At 66.0% G+C, this 20,646-nt stretch carries 15 protein-coding genes; 12 read left to right on the top strand and 3 right to left on the bottom strand.

The annotated features are described in order from the left end of the window. Position 1 precedes the first annotated feature (1 nt). From Q9246_RS08605 to Q9246_RS08615, 3 genes are read left to right on the top strand one after another with little or no spacing between them, the layout of a single operon-like run. On the top strand, positions 2–1,486 hold the full coding sequence (locus Q9246_RS08605) for a carotenoid oxygenase family protein (protein WP_306396984.1): 1,485 nt from the start codon (positions 2–4) through the stop codon (positions 1,484–1,486). Beyond that, entirely contained in the window at positions 1,483–2,640 is a 1,158-nt protein-coding gene (locus Q9246_RS08610) for a sensor histidine kinase (RefSeq protein ID WP_306396986.1), read from the top strand. Before Q9246_RS08605 ends, Q9246_RS08610 begins: the two co-directional genes overlap by 4 nt. 44 nt (positions 2,641–2,684) lie before the next feature. Continuing rightward, the gene (locus Q9246_RS08615; RefSeq protein WP_306396988.1) at positions 2,685–3,401 is read left to right on the top strand and encodes a LytR/AlgR family response regulator transcription factor; all 717 of its coding nucleotides are present in this window, start codon (positions 2,685–2,687) and stop codon (positions 3,399–3,401) included. Positions 3,402–3,586: 185 nt separating this feature from the next. On the opposite strand, the gene lpdA is transcribed toward Q9246_RS08615, so the two are convergent. The 3 genes from lpdA to aceE all read right to left on the bottom strand — a co-directional run bounded on the left by lpdA (position 3,587) and on the right by aceE (position 9,911). Next, complete coding sequence (lpdA, locus tag Q9246_RS08620; protein ID WP_306396990.1) at positions 3,587–5,392, bottom strand: dihydrolipoyl dehydrogenase; 1,806 nt, start codon at positions 5,390–5,392, stop codon at positions 3,587–3,589. Positions 5,393–5,405: 13 nt separating this feature from the next. Next, entirely contained in the window at positions 5,406–7,061 is a 1,656-nt protein-coding gene (gene aceF, locus Q9246_RS08625; RefSeq protein ID WP_306396993.1) for a dihydrolipoyllysine-residue acetyltransferase, read from the bottom strand. Positions 7,062–7,214: 153 nt separating this feature from the next. Continuing rightward, positions 7,215–9,911, bottom strand: coding sequence for a pyruvate dehydrogenase (acetyl-transferring), homodimeric type (gene aceE / locus Q9246_RS08630; protein WP_306396997.1), 2,697 nt, complete (start codon positions 9,909–9,911; stop codon positions 7,215–7,217). A gap of 486 nt (positions 9,912–10,397) precedes the next feature. On the opposite strand from aceE, the gene folD reads away from it, so the two are divergent. From folD to Q9246_RS08675, 9 genes are all read left to right on the top strand, one after another. After that, the gene (gene folD / locus Q9246_RS08635) at positions 10,398–11,258 is read left to right on the top strand and encodes a bifunctional methylenetetrahydrofolate dehydrogenase/methenyltetrahydrofolate cyclohydrolase FolD (protein ID WP_306397001.1); all 861 of its coding nucleotides are present in this window, start codon (positions 10,398–10,400) and stop codon (positions 11,256–11,258) included. A 66-nt stretch (positions 11,259–11,324) separates the two neighbouring features. After that, positions 11,325–13,394 carry a M3 family metallopeptidase gene (locus tag Q9246_RS08640; RefSeq protein WP_306397005.1) on the top strand — a complete coding sequence of 690 codons (2,070 nt, stop codon included), beginning with the start codon at positions 11,325–11,327 and terminating at the stop codon, positions 13,392–13,394. A gap of 48 nt (positions 13,395–13,442) precedes the next feature. Further along, a complete protein-coding gene (locus tag Q9246_RS08645; protein WP_306397006.1) occupies positions 13,443–13,868 on the top strand; it encodes a DNA polymerase III subunit chi in 426 nt (141 codons plus the stop codon). Continuing rightward, positions 13,865–14,299, top strand: a complete 435-nt coding sequence (locus tag Q9246_RS08650; protein ID WP_306397008.1) for a hypothetical protein — start codon at positions 13,865–13,867, stop codon at positions 14,297–14,299. Before Q9246_RS08645 ends, Q9246_RS08650 begins: the two co-directional genes overlap by 4 nt. Before the next feature lie 143 nt (positions 14,300–14,442). Further along, the gene (locus Q9246_RS08655; RefSeq protein WP_306397010.1) at positions 14,443–14,778 is read left to right on the top strand and encodes an H-NS histone family protein; all 336 of its coding nucleotides are present in this window, start codon (positions 14,443–14,445) and stop codon (positions 14,776–14,778) included. 107 nt (positions 14,779–14,885) lie between these two features. Further along, positions 14,886–17,024, top strand: a complete 2,139-nt coding sequence (locus Q9246_RS08660; RefSeq protein ID WP_306397012.1) for an NHL repeat-containing protein — start codon at positions 14,886–14,888, stop codon at positions 17,022–17,024. Between the two features lie 73 nt (positions 17,025–17,097). Beyond that, positions 17,098–18,633 (top strand): FAD-dependent monooxygenase, encoded by a 1,536-nt coding sequence (locus Q9246_RS08665; RefSeq protein WP_306397013.1) that lies wholly within the window; start codon positions 17,098–17,100, stop codon positions 18,631–18,633. Positions 18,634–18,737: 104 nt separating this feature from the next. Further along, complete coding sequence (locus Q9246_RS08670) at positions 18,738–19,439, top strand: SIMPL domain-containing protein (protein WP_306397015.1); 702 nt, start codon at positions 18,738–18,740, stop codon at positions 19,437–19,439. Positions 19,440–19,541: 102 nt separating this feature from the next. Further along, complete coding sequence (locus Q9246_RS08675) at positions 19,542–20,600, top strand: CHAD domain-containing protein (protein ID WP_306397017.1); 1,059 nt, start codon at positions 19,542–19,544, stop codon at positions 20,598–20,600. The last annotated feature ends 46 nt before the right edge of the window (positions 20,601–20,646 follow it).

Consider the following 20,646-nt stretch of genomic DNA (forward strand, 5'->3'; position numbering starts at 1 on the left):
CATGGACCGCCGTCACTTTTTGCACACCGGCGCCGCCCTCGGCGCTTTCGCCCTCGCCAGCGCCGCGCGCGCCGACGAGGCCACCTACCGCAGTTTCCACGCCGCCCTGGCGCGCGATCCGTCGCTGGCGGTGTATGCCGACCAGGCCGGCGACCAGCAAGGCGAGGCCGTCGTCAAGGGCCGCCTGCCGCGCGACCTGCGCGGCACCTTCTACCGCAACGGCCCGGGCCGTTTCGAACTGGGCGGGGAACGCTACCACCACTGGTTCGACGGCGACGGCTTTGCCCAGGCCTGGACCGTCGGCGGCGGCAAGGTGGCTCACCGCGGCCGCTTCGTCGAGACCCAGCGCTACCGCGACGAAAGCGCCGCCGGCCAGTTCCTGTATCCGGCCTTCGGCACGCTGGTCACGCGCCGGGGCGTGCGCGACAACGACACGATGAATGCGGCCAATACCAACCTGCTGCCCTACGACGGCCGGCTGTATGCGCTGTGGGAAGGCGGCTCGGCGACCGAGCTCGATCCGGCCACCCTGGCCACGCGCGGCGTAAAAACCTGGGGCGACGAGCTGCGCGCGATGCCGTTCTCGGCCCATCCGAAGCTCGACCCGCGCGGCGGCATGTGGAATTTCGGCACGCTGCCAGGGGCCGACCGGCTGGCGATCTACCAGATCGGCCCGCAGGGCCAGGTGTTGCGCACCGCCCTGGTACCGGTGCCGCAGCTGGCGATGGTGCATGATTTCGTCGTCAGCGCGAAACACCTGATCTTCATCGTGCCGCCCTACGACCTGCTGAAGGATCCCGGCCTGAGTTTCGCCGACCGCCATAAATGGGCCGGAAGCGGGAACAGCGCGCGTCCGGCGCGGGTGATCGTGGTGGCGAAGGACACGCTGGCGCTGCGCCAGGTGTTCGAGCTGCCGCCGCAGATGGTGTTCCACTTCGGGAATGCCTGGGAAGACGGCGACTGCACCCGCTTCGATGTCGTGCTGCACGAGGGCGACGCGCTGGCCGAGGTCAGCACCGTGATGGCTGGCAGGCACACGCCGCCGCGCAGCCGCACGGTGCAGGTCACGCTGGACTATGCCAGCGACCAGGCGCGCGCGCAGCGCCTGTTCGGCACCAGCGAATTCCCGCGCGTGATGCCGCAGGTGGCGATGGCGCGCCACCGCAGGCTGGCCCTGCTGGGCAGCAGTGGCGCCTCCACGGACCTGCGGCTCGACAGCGTCAACCTGGTCGACCTCGATACCGGCAAGGTCGATGGTTACGCCTTCGGCGCCGGCTGGCAGGTCGAGGAACACGTGCTGGTCCCGCGCCGCAACCCGCGTTCGGAAACCGACGGCTATCTGGTCGGCGTGGCCCAGGACCTGCGCGCCGGCGTCACCGTGATGACGGTGTTCGATGCGGCAGGCATCAAGGATGGGCCGGTGGCGCTGGCGCGACTGCCCTATCGCGCACCGCACTGCTTTCATGGTAATTTCTTAACTGCATGAATACTGCCTCTCCCACCCTGGCGCGCAGGCGCAGCCACCCGCTGGAACTGTTCCCGGTGTTCCGGCGCTGGCCGCGCTCGACCGGGCGCGACCTGCTCTATACGGCGCTGTGGAACACGCTGATCGCACTGGCGATCACGGTGGTATTGCAGGCCTTCGGCAACTGGCCGTCGTCGTTCTTCACCATGTTCGGCTACAGCCTGCTGGCTTCGCAGTGCGTCGGTTTTCCCGTCCATGGCGCGCTGCGGCTGCTGGAAACGGTGGTGCCGCCGACCACCAGCCGGCTAGCCGCGCGCCTGCTCGAACTGGCCGCCATCGCCCTGTGCGCTGCCTTCGGACTGGTCCTGTCGGGCGCCATCCTGCGCGGCGTCCCCCCAGTCCTGAATTCCGATGCGCTTGCGGGCTTGCTGCCGCTCGGCCTGGTGATTGGCGCGGCGATGCTGACGGTGCTGGTGGCGGGCGAGCGCCGCATCGAGCGCCAGACCCTAGAGGCGCGCCAGCAGGAACAGATGGCGAACGCCGCGAGGCTGCTGGCCGAGGCCCAGCTCAGCGCCCTGCAGGCCCAGATCGAGCCGCACTTCCTGTACAACACGCTGGCCAATGTGGTCAGCCTGATCGACAGCCATCCAGCTCAAGCAAAACGCATGCTGGAACGCTTCATCGACTACCTGCGCGCCAGCCTGGCCGCCAGCCGCGCCGGCAGCGCCACGCTCGGCGCCGAACTGGACCTGGCGGCAAGCTATCTCGACGTGCTGGGCGTGCGCATGGGCGAGCGCCTGCGCTGGCGCATCGAGGCAGGCGATGCCGCCCGCGCGCTGCCGATCGCGCCGATGCTGGTCCAGCCGCTGGTGGAAAACGCCGTCATGCACGGGCTGGAACCCAAGGTGGACGGCGGCGAGATCGTGCTGCACGCCGCCGTTGCTGACGGCGTGCTGCGGATCGAGGTGCGCGACAGCGGCCGCGGACTGGTGGCCGCGCCGCCGCGTCCCGGCGGCGGCGTCGGCCTGTCCAACCTGCGCGCGCGCGTGCGCCAGTTGCACGGCCAGGGCGCGCGCCTGGAACTGCTCGACAATCCCGGCGGCGGCGTGGTCGCGCGCCTGATTCTCCCCCTTTCACAGACCGAGGTGACACCATCGACCGCTGCCTTGCCCTGATCGCCGACGACGAACCCCATCTGCTCGATTACCTGGCATCCCAGTTGCTCGACGCCTGGCCGAACCTGGAGATCGTGCGCGCGCCGAACGGCCTCGAAGCGCTGCGCCTGATCGACGAACTGGCGCCGCAAGTGATCTTCCTGGACATCCAGATGCCCGGACTGACCGGGATCGACCTGGCGGCGCGGCTGTGCGCCGGTGGGAATGCCCCGCGCATGGTGTTCACCACCGCGCACGAGCACTATGCGGCGCAGGCCTTCGAGCACGAAGCCTTCGACTATTTGCTGAAACCGATCCGCCAGGAGCGGCTGGCGCGCACGGTGGAGCGTTTGCGCGCGGCCCTCGCCACGCCGACGCCAGCGTTGCCGGCGGATGCGCTGCAGGCGCTGCTGCGCCAATTGGGAGCCGGTGTTCCTGCAGCACCTGCCGCGCCGGCGCCGCTGCAATGGATCCGCGCCGCGGCCGGCCAGGAGACGCGCCTGATCGCGGTCGAGGAAGTGATCTACTTCCAGAGCAACGACAAGTACACCAGCGTATTCCTGCCCGATGGCGAAAGCCTGATCCGCACGCCGCTGCGGCAGTTGAAGGAGCAGCTCGATCCGCAGCAGTTCTGGCAGATCCACCGTGGCGTGATCGTGGCGGCGCGCCACGTGGCGGGCACGCGCACCGATTTCCGGGGGCGGCTGCATGTGAAGCTCAAGGGGCGGGATGAGCAGCTGGTGGTGAGCCGCAATTACATGGATGTGTTCAGGCAGATGTGATTTGCCACGTTTTTCAGTTCTTTCGTTAGCCCCAAAACGTCGTCCCCGCGCAGGCGGGGACCCAAGTTTTAAGCTCACCACCATCGGTTGACGAAGTGGTCAAGCAAGCAAACTTTGGTCCCCGCCTGCGCGGGGAGTCGTTACTGCCAGTGGCAGTAACGACGTGCGACCGTTGCGGGCCGCGATTACTTCTTGCGCGGCGGCGGCAGGTCGGTGCAGACGCCTTCGTAGGCCTCGGCCGCCATGCCGATCGACTCGCCCAGGGTCGGGTGCGGGTGGATGGTCTTGCCGATGTCCACGCCGTCCGCGCCCATCTCGATCGCCAGCGCGATCTCGCCGATCATGTCGCCGGCATTGGTGCCGACGATGGTGCCGCCGACGATGCGGTGGGTCTCGGCGTCGAACAGCAGCTTGGTGAAGCCTTCGTCGCGGCCGTTGGCGACCGCGCGGCCGCTGGCGTTCCACGGGAAGTGGCCCTTCTCGACCTTGATGCCCTTCTGCTTCGCTTCATCCTCGGTCAGGCCGACCCATGCCACCTCGGGATCGGTATAGGCCACCGACGGGATCACCTTGGCGTCGAAGTGGGTCTTCTTGTCGAGCGCCGCTTCGGCCGCCACGTGCGCCTCGTGCACCGCCTTGTGCGCCAGCATCGGCTGGCCCACCAGGTCGCCGATGGCGAAGATGTGCGGCACATTGGTGCGCATCTGGCCGTCGACCGCGATGAAGCCGCGATCGCTCACGGTCACGCCAGCCTTGTCGGCAGCGATCTTCTTGCCATTCGGGCTGCGGCCCACGGCCACCAGCACCAGGTCGTACAGCTGCGGTTCCGGCGACGTCGCGCCGGCTTCGGCCGCTTCGAAGGTGACCTTGATCCCTTCCGGCAGCGCTTCCACGCCGACGGTCTTGGTCTTCAACATGATGTTGTCGAAGCGGTGGGCATTGAACTTCTGCCACACCTTGACCGCTTCGCGGTCGGCGCCCTGCATCAGGCCATCCATCATCTCGACCACGTCGATGCGCGAGCCCAGCGACGAATAGACGGTCGCCATCTCGAGGCCGATGATGCCGCCACCGATGACCAGCATCTTCTTCGGCACCTGGCGCAGTTCCAGCGCGCCGGTCGAATCGACGATGCGTGGGTCTTCCGGCACGAACGGCAGTTTCACGACCGACGAACCGGCGGCGATGATCGCCTTCTTGAAGCCGACGACCTTCTTGGCGCCGTCAGGACCGGTGACCTCGATGTGGTTCGGGCTCAGGAACTGGCCCACGCCCTGCACCACATTGACCTTGCGCGCCTTGGCCATGAAGGCCAGGCCGCCGGTCATCTTCTTGATCACGCCATCCTTGTGCGCGCGCAGCTTGTCGATGTCGACTTGCGGCTTGTCGAATGCCACGCCGAGGTCGGCCATGTGCGCGGTTTCATCCATGATGTGCGCCACGTGCAGCAGCGCCTTCGATGGGATGCAACCCACGTTCAGGCAGACGCCGCCCAGGGTCGCGTACTTCTCGACCAGCACGGTGTTCATGCCGAGATCGGCGGCGCGGAAGGCGGCCGAGTAGCCGCCAGGGCCGGCGCCGAGCACCATCATCTCGCATTCGATGTCGACCTGGCCGCTGTAGCTCGATGCGTTCGGCGCCGGCGCGGCCGGTGCAGCGACAGGAGCCGGCTTTGCCGGGGCCTGCGACTCGGTCGGCGCTGCCGGCTTTTCAGCTGGCTTGTCGGCCGGTTTCTCGGCTGGCGCAGATGCGCCCGACTCTTCCACCGTCAACAGCAGCGTGCCTTCATTGATCTTGTCGCCGACCTTGACCGAGATGTCCTTGACGACGCCGGCGTGGGTCGACGGGATCTCCATACTGGCCTTGTCCGATTCGACGGTGATCAGTGACTGGTCGACCTTGATCGTGTCGCCGGCCTTGACCATCAGCTCGATCACTTCGACGTCCTTGAAGTCGCCGATATTCGGGACTTTCACTTCAACAGTGCTCATCAATGCGCTCCAATCACAGAAGGGTCTTGCGCAGGTCGGCCAGCACTTCGCCCAGGTACGCGGCGAAGCGCGCGGCGCCGGCGCCGTCGATCACGCGGTGGTCGTACGACAGCGACATCGGCAGCATCAGGCGCGGCTGGAAGCTCGAACCGTCCCACACCGGCTTCATCGCCGACTTGGACAGGCCCAGGATCGCCAGTTCAGGTGCGTTGATGATCGGCGTGAAGTTGGTGCCGCCGATGCCGCCCAGCGACGAGATGGTGAAGGTCGCGCCCTGCATCGCGGTCGGCGGCAGCTTGCCGTCGCGCGCCAGGCCCGAGAGCTCACCCATTTCGGTGGCGATCTGCGAGATGGTCTTCTTGTCCGCATCCTTCACGACCGGGACCACCAGGCCGTTCGGGGTGTCGGCCGCGAAGCCGATGTTGTAATACTGCTTGGTGATCAGGGCCGCGCCGTCTTCCGACAGCGACGCGTTAAATTGCGGGAATTTCTTGAGCGCGGCGACGCTCGCCTTGATCACGAAGGCCAGCATGGTCAGCTTGACGTTTGATTTCTGCTTGGCCAGGGCGGCGTTCGAATCGACGCGGAACTGCTCCAGGTCGGTCACGTCGGCTTCGTCGAAGTGCGTCACGTGCGGGATCATGACCCAGTTGCGATGCAGGTTCGGGCCCGAGATCTTCTTGATGCGCGACAGCGGCACGGTTTCGGTCGGACCGAATTTCGAGAAGTCGAGCGACGGCCATGGCAGCAGGTTGATGCCGCCGATGCCGGCGCCGCCACCGGCTGCAGGTGCGGCAGCTGCTGGCGCGGCCATCACGCCCTTGACGAAATTCTGCACGTCCTGCTGGGTGATGCGGCCCTTAGGACCGGTTCCCGGCACGCGACCCAGGTCGACACCCAGTTCGCGCGCGAACTTGCGGATCGATGGCGAGGCATGGGCTTTCGAGCCGGTGACGCCTGGCGCGGCTGGCGCGGCGGCCGGCGCAGGCGCGGCAGTCGGTGCAGGCGCCGCGGCTTGTGCCGGTTCGGCTGCCTTTTCAGGCGCGGCGGCTGGAGCGGCAGGCGCGCCGCCGGTCGCTTCCACGACCAGCACCAGCGAACCCTTGGCGACCTTGTCGCCGACCTTCACTTTCAGTTCTTTCACGACGCCGGCATGGCTCGACGGGATTTCCATGCTGGCCTTGTCCGATTCGACCGTGATCAGGGACTGGTCGACCTTGATCGTGTCGCCGACCTTCACCATCAGTTCGATGACTTCGACTTCCTTGAAGTCGCCGATGTCGGGCACGGTGACGTCGACCGGGCCGCCGGATGCCGCAGGGGCGGCAGCGGCTGGCGCCTCCGCCGGCTTCTCGGCTGGCTTCTCGGCCGCCGCCGGGGCAGCCGCCGGGGCAGCCGCAGGAGCGGCAGCAGGCACTTCCGCCGCGCCGCCTGCTTCTTCCAGCAGCAGCACCAGCGAACCCATGGCAACCTTGTCGCCGACGTTCACCTTGATTTCTTTCACGACGCCGGCATGGCTCGATGGGATCTCCATGCTCGCCTTGTCGGATTCGACGGTCAGCAGCGACTGGTCGACCTTGATCGTGTCGCCCGGCTTGACCATCAGTTCGATGACTTCGACTTCCTTGAAGTCGCCGATATCGGGGACTTTGACTTCCACAACGCTCATAGTGTTAGCTCCAATTTTATTGAGTTAGCCTCGACCCGTCGTTCCCGCGTAGGCGGGAACCCAAGTTTGCGAGAGCTGCCGATGACGACAACGTCGTGGCGACTCGACGAAACTTGGGTCCCCGCCTGCGCGGGGACGACGGAGCGTGAGCATTTACTGGGTCACCGGATTCGGCTTGTTCTGGTCGATGCCGTACTTGGCGATCGCCTGCGACACGATGGCGCGGTCGATCTTGCCTTCGTCGGCCAGGGCGCGCAGCGAAGCGACCGTGATGTAGTAGCGGTTCACTTCGAAGAACTCGCGCAGCTTGACGCGCGAATCCGAGCGGCCGAAGCCGTCGGTGCCCAGCACCTTATAGGTGCGGTCCTTCGGCATGAAGGCGCGGATCTGCTCGGCGAACATGCGCATGTAGTCGGTGGTCGCGACGATCGGGCCCGAGGTACCGTTCATCAGCTCGGTCACGTAAGGCACGCGCTGCGGCTGCTCCGGGTTGACCATGTTCCAGCGCTCGGCGTCCTGGCCGTCGCGCGCCAGCAGGGTCAGCGAAGGCGCCGACCACACGTCGGCGGCAATGCCCCAGTCGTTCTTGAGCAGCTCGGCGGCGAACAGCGATTCGCGCAGGATGGTGCCGCAGCCGATCAGCTGGACGCGGTTCTGCGGCTCTTTATCGCCTTCCTGCAGCAGGTACATGCCCTTCAGGATGCCCTCTTCCTGGCCCGGCTTCAGGCCTGGATGCGGGTAGTTCTCGTTCATGATGGTGATGTAGTAGAACACGTCTTCCTGTTCTTCCACCATGCGGCGCAGGCCGTCCTGGATGATGACGGCGACTTCGTGGCCGAAGGTCGGGTCATACGGCAGGCAGTTCGGCACGGTCGCGGCGATCACGTGGCTGTGGCCATCTTCGTGCTGCAGGCCTTCGCCGTTCAGCGTCGTCCGGCCGGCGGTGCCGCCCATCAGGAAGCCGCGCGCACGGATGTCGCCGGCCAGCCAGACCAGGTCGCCCACGCGCTGCATGCCGAACATCGAGTAGAAGGTGTAGAACGGGATCATCGTGCGGTTGTTCGACGAGTACGAGGTCGCCGCCGCGATCCACGAGCTCATGCCGCCCGCTTCGTTGATACCCTCTTGCAGGATCTGGCCTGCCTTGTCTTCACGGTAGTACATCACCTGGTCGCGGTCGACCGGCTCGTACAACTGGCCTTGCTGGTTGAAGATGCCGATCTGGCGGAACAGGCCTTCCATGCCGAAGGTACGCGATTCGTCGACCAGGATCGGCACGATGCGCTGGCCGATGCTCTCGTCCTTCAGCAGGCTGGTGATCACGCGCACATACGACTGGGTCGACGAGATCTCGCGGCCTTCCGCGGTCGGCTCGAGCACGCCCTTGAACGACTCCAGCTTCGGCACCACCAGCTTTTCGTCGGCCTTTTCGCGGCGCTGCGGCAGGTAGCCACCCAGGGCCTTGCGGCGCTCGTGCAGGTAGACCATCTCGGGCGCGTCGTCGGCCGGCTTGAAGAACGGGATCTCGGCCAGCTTGTCGTCCGGGATAGGGATGTTGAAGCGGTCGCGCATGTCGCGGATCGCCTGGTCGTCGAGCTTCTTGGTCTGGTGGGCGGTGTTGCGCGCCTCGCCCGACTTGCCCATGCCGAAGCCCTTGACGGTCTTGACCAGCAGCACGGTCGGGGTGCCCTTGTTCTCTTGTGCGTTCTTGAACGCGGCGTAGATCTTGTGCGGATCGTGGCCGCCGCGGGTCAGGCGCCAGATGTCGTCGTCGCTCATCTTCGACACCATCTCGAGCAGCGCAGGGTGCTTGCCGAAGAAATGCTTGCGCACGTAGGCGCCGTCCTTGGCCTTGTAGTTCTGGTATTCGCCGTCGACCGATTCCATCATGACGCGCTGCAGGATGCCGTCCTTGTCCTGAGCCAGCAGCGGATCCCACTGCGAGCCCCAGATGACCTTGACGACGTTCCAGCCGGCGCCGCGGAAGTCGGCTTCCAGTTCCTGGATGATCTTGCCGTTGCCGCGCACCGGACCGTCCAGGCGCTGCAGGTTGCAGTTGACGACCATGACCAGGTTGTCCAGCTGCTCGCGCGCGGCCATGCCGATCGCGCCCATCGATTCCGGCTCGTCCATCTCGCCGTCGCCGCAGAAGACCCAGACCTTGCGGTTGTCGGTCTTGGCGATGCCGCGTGCGTGCAGGTACTTCAGGAAGCGCGCCTGGTAAATGGCCATCAGCGGGCCAAGGCCCATCGACACGGTCGGGAACTGCCAGAAGTCCGGCATCAGTTTCGGGTGCGGGTACGACGACAGGCCATTGCCGTCGACTTCACGGCGGAAGTTCAGCAGCTGTTCTTCGGACAGGCGGCCTTCGAGGAAGGCGCGCGCGTAGATGCCGGGCGACGAGTGGCCCTGGATGTACAGCAGGTCGCCGCCGTGGTCTTCGGTCGGCGCGTGCCAGAAGTGGTTGAAGCCGGTGCCCAGCATGTTCGCCAGCGAGGCGAAGGACGAGATATGGCCGCCCAGGTCGCCGTCGGCGCGGTTGGCCTTGACGACCATCGCCATCGCGTTCCAGCGCATCCACGAGCGCAGGCGCTCTTCGTATTCGAGGTTGCCCGGCGAATTCTGGTTCAGGTGGGCCGGGATGGTGTTCACGTAGGCGGTATTTGCCGAAAACGGAACGTGGGCGCCGCGGCGGCGCGCCAGGTCGACCAGGCGCTCCATCAGGTAATGGGCGCGTTCGGTTCCCTCATGTTCGATCACCGCTTCCAGCGCATCGAGCCATTCCTTGGTCTCGATCGCGTCCGGATCGTTGGCGGTTTGCGCGGTCAACTGGTCGAGTTGAGCTGACATGTCATGCGTCTCCTAGAGTGGTGCGCCCCGTCCCGATCCCTGCGCAGGCTGGCGGCGAGTGGTAAATTTTCAGACTAACTTTTTTGTGAGTCTATGCCGGCGGGTGGGAGTCGCGCCTGGCACGTCTGACGGGCGTGCGCTGCGTTGCTCGTCGTTGCATGGCTCGCCATGCCGCCTCCTCACGCCTTGCTCACGCCCGCCATGCATCGCCATTCGCTTCCCCCCACCCACCGGCATAGACTCAAACCACTGGATTCTACCAGTGGATTTTGGCATTTTCAAATTACGATATGCAATTTCATAATGTGAGATGCTATGCTGCAAGTGCACATTTTTCATAGGGAAACGTTGAACTTTCGATCAACGGACATCCTATACTGAAGCGGCCACGGGACGGCGCAAAATGGGCCGATTTATAGGCTGAAGGAAGGAGATTGGGTGCCCGGGTCGTATAATTCACTTTTTGCCCAGCGACGAGCTCTCACCATGCCTGCACAACTGATCGACGGAGTCCTCCTTTCCAAACAACTGCGCGAAGACATCGCCGCGCGCGCCGCCAAACTGACCGCCGCCGGCAAGCAGCCCGGCCTCGCCGTGATCCTGGTCGGGGAAGACCCGGCCAGCCAGGTCTATGTGCGCAACAAGGTGAAGGCCTGCGGCGACGTCGGCTTCCATTCGGTGCTCGAGAAGTACGAGGCCGATTTGAGCGAAGCCGCCCTGCTCGATCGCATCGCAGCCCTGAACGTCGACCCGGCCATCCACGGCATCCTGGTGCAGATGCCGCTGCCGAAGCATATCGATCCATCGAAAGTCATCGAGGCCATCTCGACCGCCAAGGACGTCGATGGCTATTCGGTGCTGTCGGCCGGCGAACTGATGACCGGCCTGGAAGGCTTCCGCCCCTGCACCCCGTACGGCTGCATGAAGCTGATCGAAACCACCGGCATCGACCTGCGCGGCAAGCACGCGGTCGTGATCGGCCGCAGCAACACCGTCGGTAAACCAATGGGCATGTTGCTCTTGCAAGCCAACGCCACCGTGACCATATGCCATAGCGCGACCGCGGACCTGGGCTACCACACCCGCCAGGCCGACGTGATCGTGGCCGCCGTGGGCCGCCGCAATACCCTGACCGCCGACATGGTCAAGCCGGGCGCGATCGTGATCGACGTCGGCATGAACCGCGACGACGCCGGCAAACTGTGCGGCGACGTCGATTTCGAGGGCGTCAAGGAAGTGGCGGCGCACATCACGCCGGTGCCGGGTGGCGTGGGGCCGATGACGATCACGATGCTGTTGCAGAACACGGTGGAGTCGGCCGAGCGCGAATTGGCGAAACAACGCTGATTTTCACGCCCGTCGAGACGGGCGATCGGCCGCACCGCCAACTAACGAATCTCTGGAAGGAACACGATGACGACCGATACCAATCCCCTCCTCGACTTTTCCGGCCTGCCGCGCTTCGACGCGATCAAGCCCGAACACGTCACGCCTGCCATCGAGCAGCTGATTGCCGAGGCAAACGCCGTGGTGGCCCAACTCGAAGCGCCAGTAGACGACGTCACCTGGGACACCCTGGCCCCGCTCGACGACGCCAGCGAACGCCTGGGCCGCGCCTGGGGCGTGATCGGCCACCTGAACCACGTGGTGGACACGCCCGAGCTGCGCGCCACCTATAACGAGAACCAGCCAAAAGTGGTGGAGTTTTCTACCGCCATCGGCCAGAACGAGGCGCTGTTCGCCAAGTACCGGCAGCTGCGCAACGGCCCGCACTGGGACAGCCTCAATCCGGTGCGCCAGCGCATTGTCGACAACGCCCTGCGCGACTTCCGCCTCGGCGGCGCCGAACTGCCGGAAGATAAGAAGCCGCGCTTCGCCGAAATCCAGGAACAGCAATCGCAGCTGTCGACCCGCTTCTCGGAAAACGTGCTCGACGCGACCAACGACTACAAGCTGGTGGTCGAAAACGAAGACGAGCTGGCCGGCCTGCCCGACGATGTGAAGGCTGCCGCCAAAGCCGCCGCCGAACGCGATGGCAAGAGCGGCTGGCTGTTCACCCTGCACTTCCCGTCCTACTTCCCGGTGCTGCAGTTCGCCGACAATCGCGACTTGCGCGAAAAGATCTACCGCGCCAGCGCCACCAAGGCGTCGGACGCCGGCATCATGTTCACCGAGGTCGAGAAGTGGGACAACTCGTCGAACATCGTCAACCTGCTCAAGCTGCGCAACGAAGAAGCGCGCCTGCTCGACTACGGCAGCTTCGCCGACGTCTCGCTGGTGGCCAAGATGGCGCAGAGCCCTCAGCACGTGATCGAATTCCTCGAAGACCTGGCGCGCCGCGCGCGTCCGTTCGCCGAGAAGGACCTGCTCGAGCTGCGCGAATTCGCCCGTACCGAACTCGGAATCAAAGAACTGCAATCCTGGGACGTCACCTATGCGTCCGAAAAGCTGCGCGAGAAGCGCTATGCCTTCTCGGCCCAGGAAGTGAAGGAATTCTTCCCCGAGCATAAGGTGATCGAGGGCCTGTTCGGCGTGATCAGGCAGTTGTTCGAGGCCGACGTGGTGCCGGAGGACGCGCCCGTGTGGCATCCCGACGTGCGTTTCTACCGCATCGAGCGTAACGGCCAACTGGTCGGCCAGTTCTACCTCGATCCATATGCGCGCGCCGGCAAGGCGCAGGGCGCCTGGATGAACGACGCGCGCGGCCGCCGCCTGCTGGCCAACGGCACCGTGCAGACCCCGGTCGCTTACCTGGTCTGCAATTTCACGCCGCCGGCGATGAAGGATGGCGTGCTGCAGCCTTCGCTGTTCACGCACGACGAAGTAACGACGCTGTTCCACGAATTCGGCCACGGCCTGCACCATATGCTGACCGAAGTCGAGGAACTGTCGGTGGCCGGCATCTCGGGCGTCGAATGGGATGCGGTGGAACTGCCGTCGCAATTCATGGAAAACTTCTGCTGGGAGTGGGACAAGCTGCAGCAGATGACGGCCCACTACCAGACCGGCGAACCGCTGCCGCGGGCGCTGTACGACAAGATGCTGGCGGCGAAGAACTTCCAGTCCGGGATGCAGACCCTGCGCCAGGTCGAGTTCTCGCTGATCGACATGCACCTGCACTACGATTTCGATCCGCACGGCCAGCAGGTGCAGGAACTGGTCGACGACATCCGCCGCAACTTCGCCGTCATCACGCCGCCGTCGTTCAACCGCTTCCAGCATTCGTTCAGCCATATCTTCGCGGGCGGCTACGCGGCCGGGTACTACAGCTATAAATGGGCCGAGGTACTGTCCGCCGACGCCTATGCGGCATTCGAGGAAGCGGTCGAGGGCGGCGCCGACCTGTTCGAGACCGGCCGCCGCTTCCAGCGCGAGATCCTCGCGGTGGGCGGCTCGCGTCCGGCGCTCGAATCGTTCAAGGCCTTCCGCGGCCGCGAACCGTCGATCGACGCCCTGCTGCGCCATAGCGGCATGAATGCATGATGTTCAAAAGGGAGGGAGTTTTTTCCCTCCCGTTTTTTTAGTAATCCCATGACCCGGATCGACTTCCATACCAATATTCCCGATAAGCTTTCCTATGCCTGCCGCCTGGCGCGCAAGGCATATGGTTCGCGCGCCAAAGTGGTGGTGCTGGCAGAAAGCCGCGAGCAGGCCGAGGCCTTGAATGCGGCATTGTGGAACGTGTCGGATACCGATTTCATTCCGCACGTGATGGCGGGCGATCCGCTGGCGCCGCAAACGCCGGTCGTGATTACCGATAATGAAGACGTGGCGCTGCCGCACCACGATATGCTGGTGAACCTCACGCGCCGCACGCCGAATAATTTCGCGCAGTTCGCGCGAGTGTTCGAAATCATTTCGCTCGACGAAGCCGATGCCGCCGAAGGACGCAAACGCTATGTCGCATATAAAAAGCAATCCTATCCATTGACCCACTTCGTCGCAGGACAGACATGAACCAGGATCCCGCTTTCGATGCCAGCATTCCCGTATTGACCGAAGTCGTCGCCGACGCGTCGGCGCCGGTGGCGCCGGCAACGCCGGTTGCACCGACAGCGCCAACGCCGCCTGTCACCGCGGTCGCTGCGCTCGACGACGACGATGCCGACAACCCGGAAGCCCTGGAACGGCGGGCCGCCGACCGCTGGAGCGGCGAGCAGTGGAGCGTCATGGAACGCCGCCTCACCGAACGCGTGCTGCAGCAATTACAGGGCCGGATCGATTTCGAGCTCGAACAGCGGCTGCGCGACGGCATTACCGACGCCGTCGAAAAAGCGATCGCCGGCGTGTCAGCCGAGATTCGCAGCGGGCTGCAGGAAACCCTGGGCCAGGTCGTCACGCGCGCTGTTTCGCAAGAAATCGCCCATCTCCAGACACTGGGTAAATAACCCCGCATGCATTAACGATTTGCCATTTATTTGATTCCAGATTACCCCGCGCACGATTGTTATTCCTATTTTGCGATTAAATAGTAAAATCCCTGCGCGGCTGTTCGAAACGAATCGAATCACCTAATCAAGGATGAAACAAAATGGCAAACATCGATCTGTCGGGTTATAACCTCGCCGAGCTGAAAGGTCTTCAATTCGATATCGAAAAGGAGATCAAAAACCGCCAGCAGCAGGACGTCAAGAAAGCGCGCGAGCAGATTCTCGAGATCGCCCAGAATATGGGAATCTCGGTGGAAGAATTGCTGGCCAAGGGTGGCAGCGGCAAAGGCAAGAAGGCGGGCGGCGGCGCCAAGGTGAATCCGCAATACCACAATCCAGCCGACAATTCCCAGACCTGGACCGGCCGCGGCCGCCAGCCGAAATGGGTGGTCGAGGCGCTGGGCAAGGGCAAGTCGCTGGAAGATCTGCGGATCTGAGCCTTTTTGGGGTAGTCCTCGTGGGATGGACGGCTTCGCCGTCCATCCCATCGCTCATCCGTCGTTTCAGATAAGATTGCAGGTTCAGCAATCAATCGGCCGTACCAGTGAAACGACTTCCCCTCATCGCCGCGCTCGCGGGCGCCGCCATCCTGGCCATCGGCACGGCCATCTACTTCACCGACACCATCGAACAGCGCCCCGGCGCCCTGGCCATCCTGACGCCGCCGGTCGCCAAGACCACGCCGTTCTGGCCGGCGCGCGTGAGCCTGCTGGCCGGCGACGGCCGTGACGGCGTACTTGACGGACAGGCCAGCGCCAGCCGCTTCAGCGACCCCTATGGCGTGGCCATCGGCCCGCGCGGCGCGGTCTACGTCGCTGACGGCGGCGAGGCCAACCGCATCCGGCTGGTCCAGCCCGACGGCGCCGTCTCGACCCTGGCCGGCGGCAAGGAAGGTTTCGCCGACGGCATCGGCGCCGCGGCCGCCTTCCATACGCCGTCCGCCATCGCGCTCGACCATGAAGGCAACCTGGTCGTGGCCGATACCGGTAACCATGCGATCCGCAAGGTGGCGCCGGATGGCACAGTCACCACGCTGGCGGGCGACGGCACTCCCGGCTACCTGGACGGCATCGGCCGCGCCGCCCAGTTCAACGCCCCGGTCGGCATCGCGGTGGACGACGCCGGCATCGTCTACGTGGCCGACACCTACAACGACCGCATCCGCCGCATCGCCCCGGACGGCACGGTGACGACGCTGGCCGGCAATGGCAAGCCCGGCCTGCTCGATGGCGCGCTGCTCGATGCCGGCTTCGACACCCCGAGCGCGCTGGCGGCCGGCCGCGATGGCACGCTGTACGTGGCCGATACCGGTAACCACGCGGTGCGCCGCGTCAAGCCCGACGGCACGGTCGACACGCTGGCGATCCCGCTCGAAGGCGAAGTGCGCCCGCCGCTGCGGCGCCCGGCCGGCCTCGCGCTCACCCGCGACGGCTACCTGTACATCGCCGCCAGCTCCGGCGGACGCATCCTGCAACTGACGCCCGAAGGAGAGATGCGTCCGCTGCAGGACGTCGACCGCCCGCTCGACCCGCAAGGCTTCGGCAGCGACGGCACGGTGCAGCTGTACGGCCCGCGCGGCATCGCGGTCGGCCGCGACGGCAGCCTGGTGGTGGCCGACGCCAACGCCCACCGCGTGCACCGGCTGGCGCCGCCGCGCGAGGGCGAAGCGACGCCGATACTGGCGCGGCCGGCGCTCGCCACCCGCAGCGAGCCGATGCCGTGGCCGGTCGGCCCGCAAGACATGGTGCACGAAGTCGTCGGCGTGATGGGCGAAGTGCGCGGCGCCTACAACGGCGACAGCCGCCACCACTTCCACGCTGGCCTGGACGTGCGCGCCGACGTCGGCGCGAAGGTGCTGGCCGTATTCCCGTCCAAGGTCACCGACCCGCACGCCAACTGGGGTTTCAATTCCCTCAGCGAAGGCTTGAGCGTGGGACCGCTGTCGTACATCCACATGCGCGTCGGGCGCGACCCGCAGGGCCGGCCGCTCGATCCGCGCTTCCAGATCCTGCGCGACGCCAAGGGCAAGGCCGAGCGCGTGCGGGTCCCGCGCGGCACCCGCTTCGCGGTCGGCGATCCCCTCGGCACCATCAATGCCATGGCCCACGTCCACCTCGACTACTACCAGGGCGGCAACGTGGTCAATCCGCTGACCCTGCCCTTCGTCGGCTTCCGGGATACCGTCCCACCCATCATCCAGCGCATCGCGCTGTACGACGCTGCCGGCAAGCGCATCGCGGCCAGGAAAGGCCAGCCGATCCGCTTGGCGCGCAGCCTCGGCGAGATCCAGGTGGTCGTCAACGCCTACGACCAGGTCAACGGCAACCTGACGCGCCGCAAGCTGGGCCTGTACAAGCTCGGTTACCAGCTGCTGCGCGCCGACGGCACGCCGCTGGCCGGCTACGAACAGCCGCTCGTCACCCAGGTCTACGACCGCCTGCCGCGCAACCAGGACGCCGTCAAGGCCGTCTATGCGCCGACCAGCGGCATCACGGTGTATGGCAGCAAGTCGACCCAGTTCGACTATGCGCTCAACAACCGCCTGCAGGACGGCGAGATCGAAACCGGCAGCTGGCGCATCGGCGAGCTCGAACCTGGCTCCTACATCCTGCGCATCCACGCCGCCGACTTCGCCGGCAATCTGGCGCAGGAGGGACGTGACCTGGCCTTCGTCGTGGAGTAAGCTGACTGGGCTGACGCTCGATGAACCATTCCGCCGCGCCGGCATCTGAGAAGGATGGGCGTAGGAGGATGCGATGGACAGGTACGACGTGCTCATCGCCGGCGCGGGGCCGACCGGCATGGTGCTGGCCCTGTGGCTGGCGCACCAGGGCGTCAAGGTCGCGATCGTCGACAAGGCGGCGCAGCCGGGCACCACCTCGCGCGCGATGGCGGTCCAGGCGCGCACGCTGGAGCTCTACCGCCAGCTCGGGCTGGCCGACGAGACGATTGCCGCCGGCAAGCGCAACGTCGCCCTCAATATGTGGGTGCGGGGCAAGCGCCGCGCGCGGCTGTCGTTCCAGGACGCCGGCGAAAAACTCACGCCTTACCCCTTCGTGCTGGTCTACCCGCAAGACCTGCACGAACAGCTGCTGCTGCGCCATCTCGAGCGCGCCGGGGTCCACGTCCAACGGCCGGTCGAGCTGGTCGCCTTCGAAGACCGCGACGACCATGTGGTGGCGCGCCTGCGCGACCCGGACGGCGGCCTGCGCGAATGCGAGGCGCGCTTCCTGGCCGGCTGCGACGGCGCCAACTCCGCCGTGCGCCAGGGGCTCGGCGCCGGTTTCCCCGGCGGCACCTATGACCATGTGTTCTACGTGGCCGACGTCCAGGCCGCCGGCGTCGCCGCCGATGGCGAGGTGCACGTGGCGCTCGAGACGTCCGACTTCGTGATCATGCTGCCCTATACCGATACCGGCCGCGGGCGCCTGGTCGGCACCGTGCACGGCGCGCGCGCCGCCGACAAGGGCGCGGCCCCCTACACCTTCGACGACGTCAGCCACAGCGCCCTGTCCAGCCTGGGCCTGCGGGTCGACCAGGTCCACTGGTTCTCGACCTACCGCGTGCACCACCGCGTCACCAATCATTACCGCAGCGGCCAGGTGTTCCTGGTCGGCGACGCCGCCCACGTGCACAGCCCGGCCGGCGGCCAGGGCATGAATACCGGCATCGGCGACGCCGTCAACCTGGCCTGGAAGCTGGCCGCCGTGGTGCGCCACGAGGCGCCCGACAGCCTGCTCGACAGCTACGAGACGGAGCGCCTGGCGTTCGCGCGCAAGCTGGTCGACACCACCGACCGCATGTTCAACTTCATCACTGCCGAAGGCAGCTTCGCCGACTTCGTGCGCACCCGCATTGCCCCGCTGTTCGCCACGGTCGCCTATGGCGTCGATGCGGTGCGCGAACTGATCTTCAAGATCGTCTCGCAAATCACGATCAACTACCACGACAGCCCGCTCAGCATCGGCAGCGCAGGGAGCATCAAGGCCGGCGACCGACTGCCCTGGGTCGAGCTTGATGGCCTCGACAACCATGCGCCGCTGGACAGGATCGACTGGCAGGTGCAGGCCTATGGCGAGGCCGGCGACGGCCTGCGCGCCTGGTGCCTGCTGCACGGCATGCCCTTGCGCGAATTCCCCTGGAGCCGGCCGTACGAAGAAGCCGGCTTCGCGCGCAACGCCCACTACCTCGTCCGGCCGGACGGCCACGTCGCCCTGTGCGATCCGAGCGCTGGGCCGGATGCCGTCGCCCACTACTTCCGCGACCGGGCCTATCGCCGCTTCTGCGACTGAGCATCATGCGATGCGCATGGGATACCTCCTTAATGTAGACATCAATGTCTAGATAAACTAAGCTGACCGTCGGCGGGAATCGTCCCGCCCTCATAAGGACCGTCATGCTCAAGAAACTCGCCGCCGCATTCGCCGCCATTGCCGCCACCATCGTCGTCCCGGCGCAGGCCGCCGACCTGCCCTCCTATCCCTTCATCCACGTGAACGCCGCCGCCAGCCTGCACGTGATGCCGGATACGGGCGAGATCGATTTCGAGATCGTCAGCCTCGATCCCGACCTGGAAGCCGCGTGGAAGCTGGTCGCCGAACGGCTGGAAGCGAGCCGCGCGCTGCTCGCCCGGCATGGCGTCGCGCTCGAGGACATCTCGGTGCAGGACCTGCTGCGCCGCCCGATCAAACAGGGCGACCAGGTCCAGGCGATCGAGACCCGCGCCGCGGTCCACGCCACGGTGCGCGACCTGAATGGGTGGACGGCGCTGATCCAGGCCCTGATGACGACGCCGAACCTCGAGTCGCTGGCGGTGGCCTTCAGCCGCAGCGACGCCGACACGATCGAAGCGGAACTGGTGAAGCAGGCCCTGGGCTCGGCGCGCCTGAAGGCGCAGAACATCGCGCGCGGCATCAATGCCAGGCTGGGCCCGGCCAATGGCGTGGCGCTGGCGCCGCTGAAGAACCTGTCGAACGCGATGGGCCTGGCCAGCGACGGCCCACGCTACACGCCGGTCACGGCGCCCGGCGATCCGCTGCTGGTCACGGTGCAGAAGCTGGTGCAGGGGGTGGACGTCATCTATCGCATCGGTAAATAGGATGGCGAGGCGCGATGTCACACAGCTGTCATGAAGCAGCGAACTCGGCGGTAAGCAGGAGTATGCTTGGCTCATCTACATTCTGTCAGCAGGAGGACCATCATGGCCAAGCAACGCAAATCGTCGCCCGAGACCCCGGCCAGCGCCCTGGAATCGTTCAAGGAACTCGACAAGGAAGTGCGCCAGGAGGCGGCTGAGATGTCGGCCGCGGCCGCGGCGCCGGTCGCGTCCGACGATCCGAAGGAAGACCAGCCGCTGCCGCAAGAAGAACCCATCCGCGCGACCAAGGCCGAACCGGTGCGCCTGCGCGGGCGCATGACGCTGGAAGACGCGTTCCAGTCTATTGGCCTCAATTGTGTCCAGCAGATCGAGGCCAATGTGCCGGGCGTTCTCAAGCAGCACGTCGAAAGCCTGCACCAGATGCGGGTCGGCCTGCGGCGCCTGCGCGCGCTGCTCGCCATGTTCGAGGACCTGGCGCCGCCGCCAGTCGCCCTGCACGCCAGCATCGAGTGGCTGTCCGGCGAACTGGGGCCGGCGCGCGACTGGGACGTACTCGCCGACTCCACCCTCGAGCGGGTGCAGGGCTTCGATTCCGCGGCGCTGCGCCAGGCCGCGCACGAACGCGCCAACGCCCATCACGCGCACATCCTCAACGTGCTGCGCGAGCCGCGCTACCTTGAGCTGATGGCGCAGCTGAACGAATGGCTGGGCGAACGCCGCTGGCGCCCCGACGCTACGCTGGCCAAGGATTCGCCGCTGGCCGAACGCGCCGCGAAAGCCGCCCTGCCGCTGCTGCGCAAGGCCGAGAAGCGCCTGGCCAAACGCATCGACGGCCTGGAAGAAGGCGACGCGCCAGGCCGCCATCGGGTGCGCATCGCCGCCAAGAAGGCGCGCTACGCGGCCGAATTCTTCCGCGACCTGCTGCCGGCGCGCCGCGTCAAGCGCTACGTCGGCCACCTGGAAAAACTGCAGGACCGCCTGGGCCTCCTGAACGACCTGGCGGTGGCCGACCACCTGCTCGAGGAACTCAAGGGCGGCAGTAGCCAGGTATCGAAACAGGCCGCCTATGTGCGCGGCTACGTGGCGGCCAGCAGCGAAGCCCGGGTCCAGGGGCTGTCGAAGGCGCTGGCGGACGTCGCCCGGTGCCGCATCACGCGCTGATCCTGCCCCGCGGCGGCGCATCCCGCCGCCGCCGGCGCACCACATC

Origin of the sequence: Telluria beijingensis (genome assembly GCF_030770395.1) — a bacterium.
Lineage (GTDB): Bacteria > Pseudomonadota > Gammaproteobacteria > Burkholderiales > Burkholderiaceae_D > Telluria > Telluria beijingensis.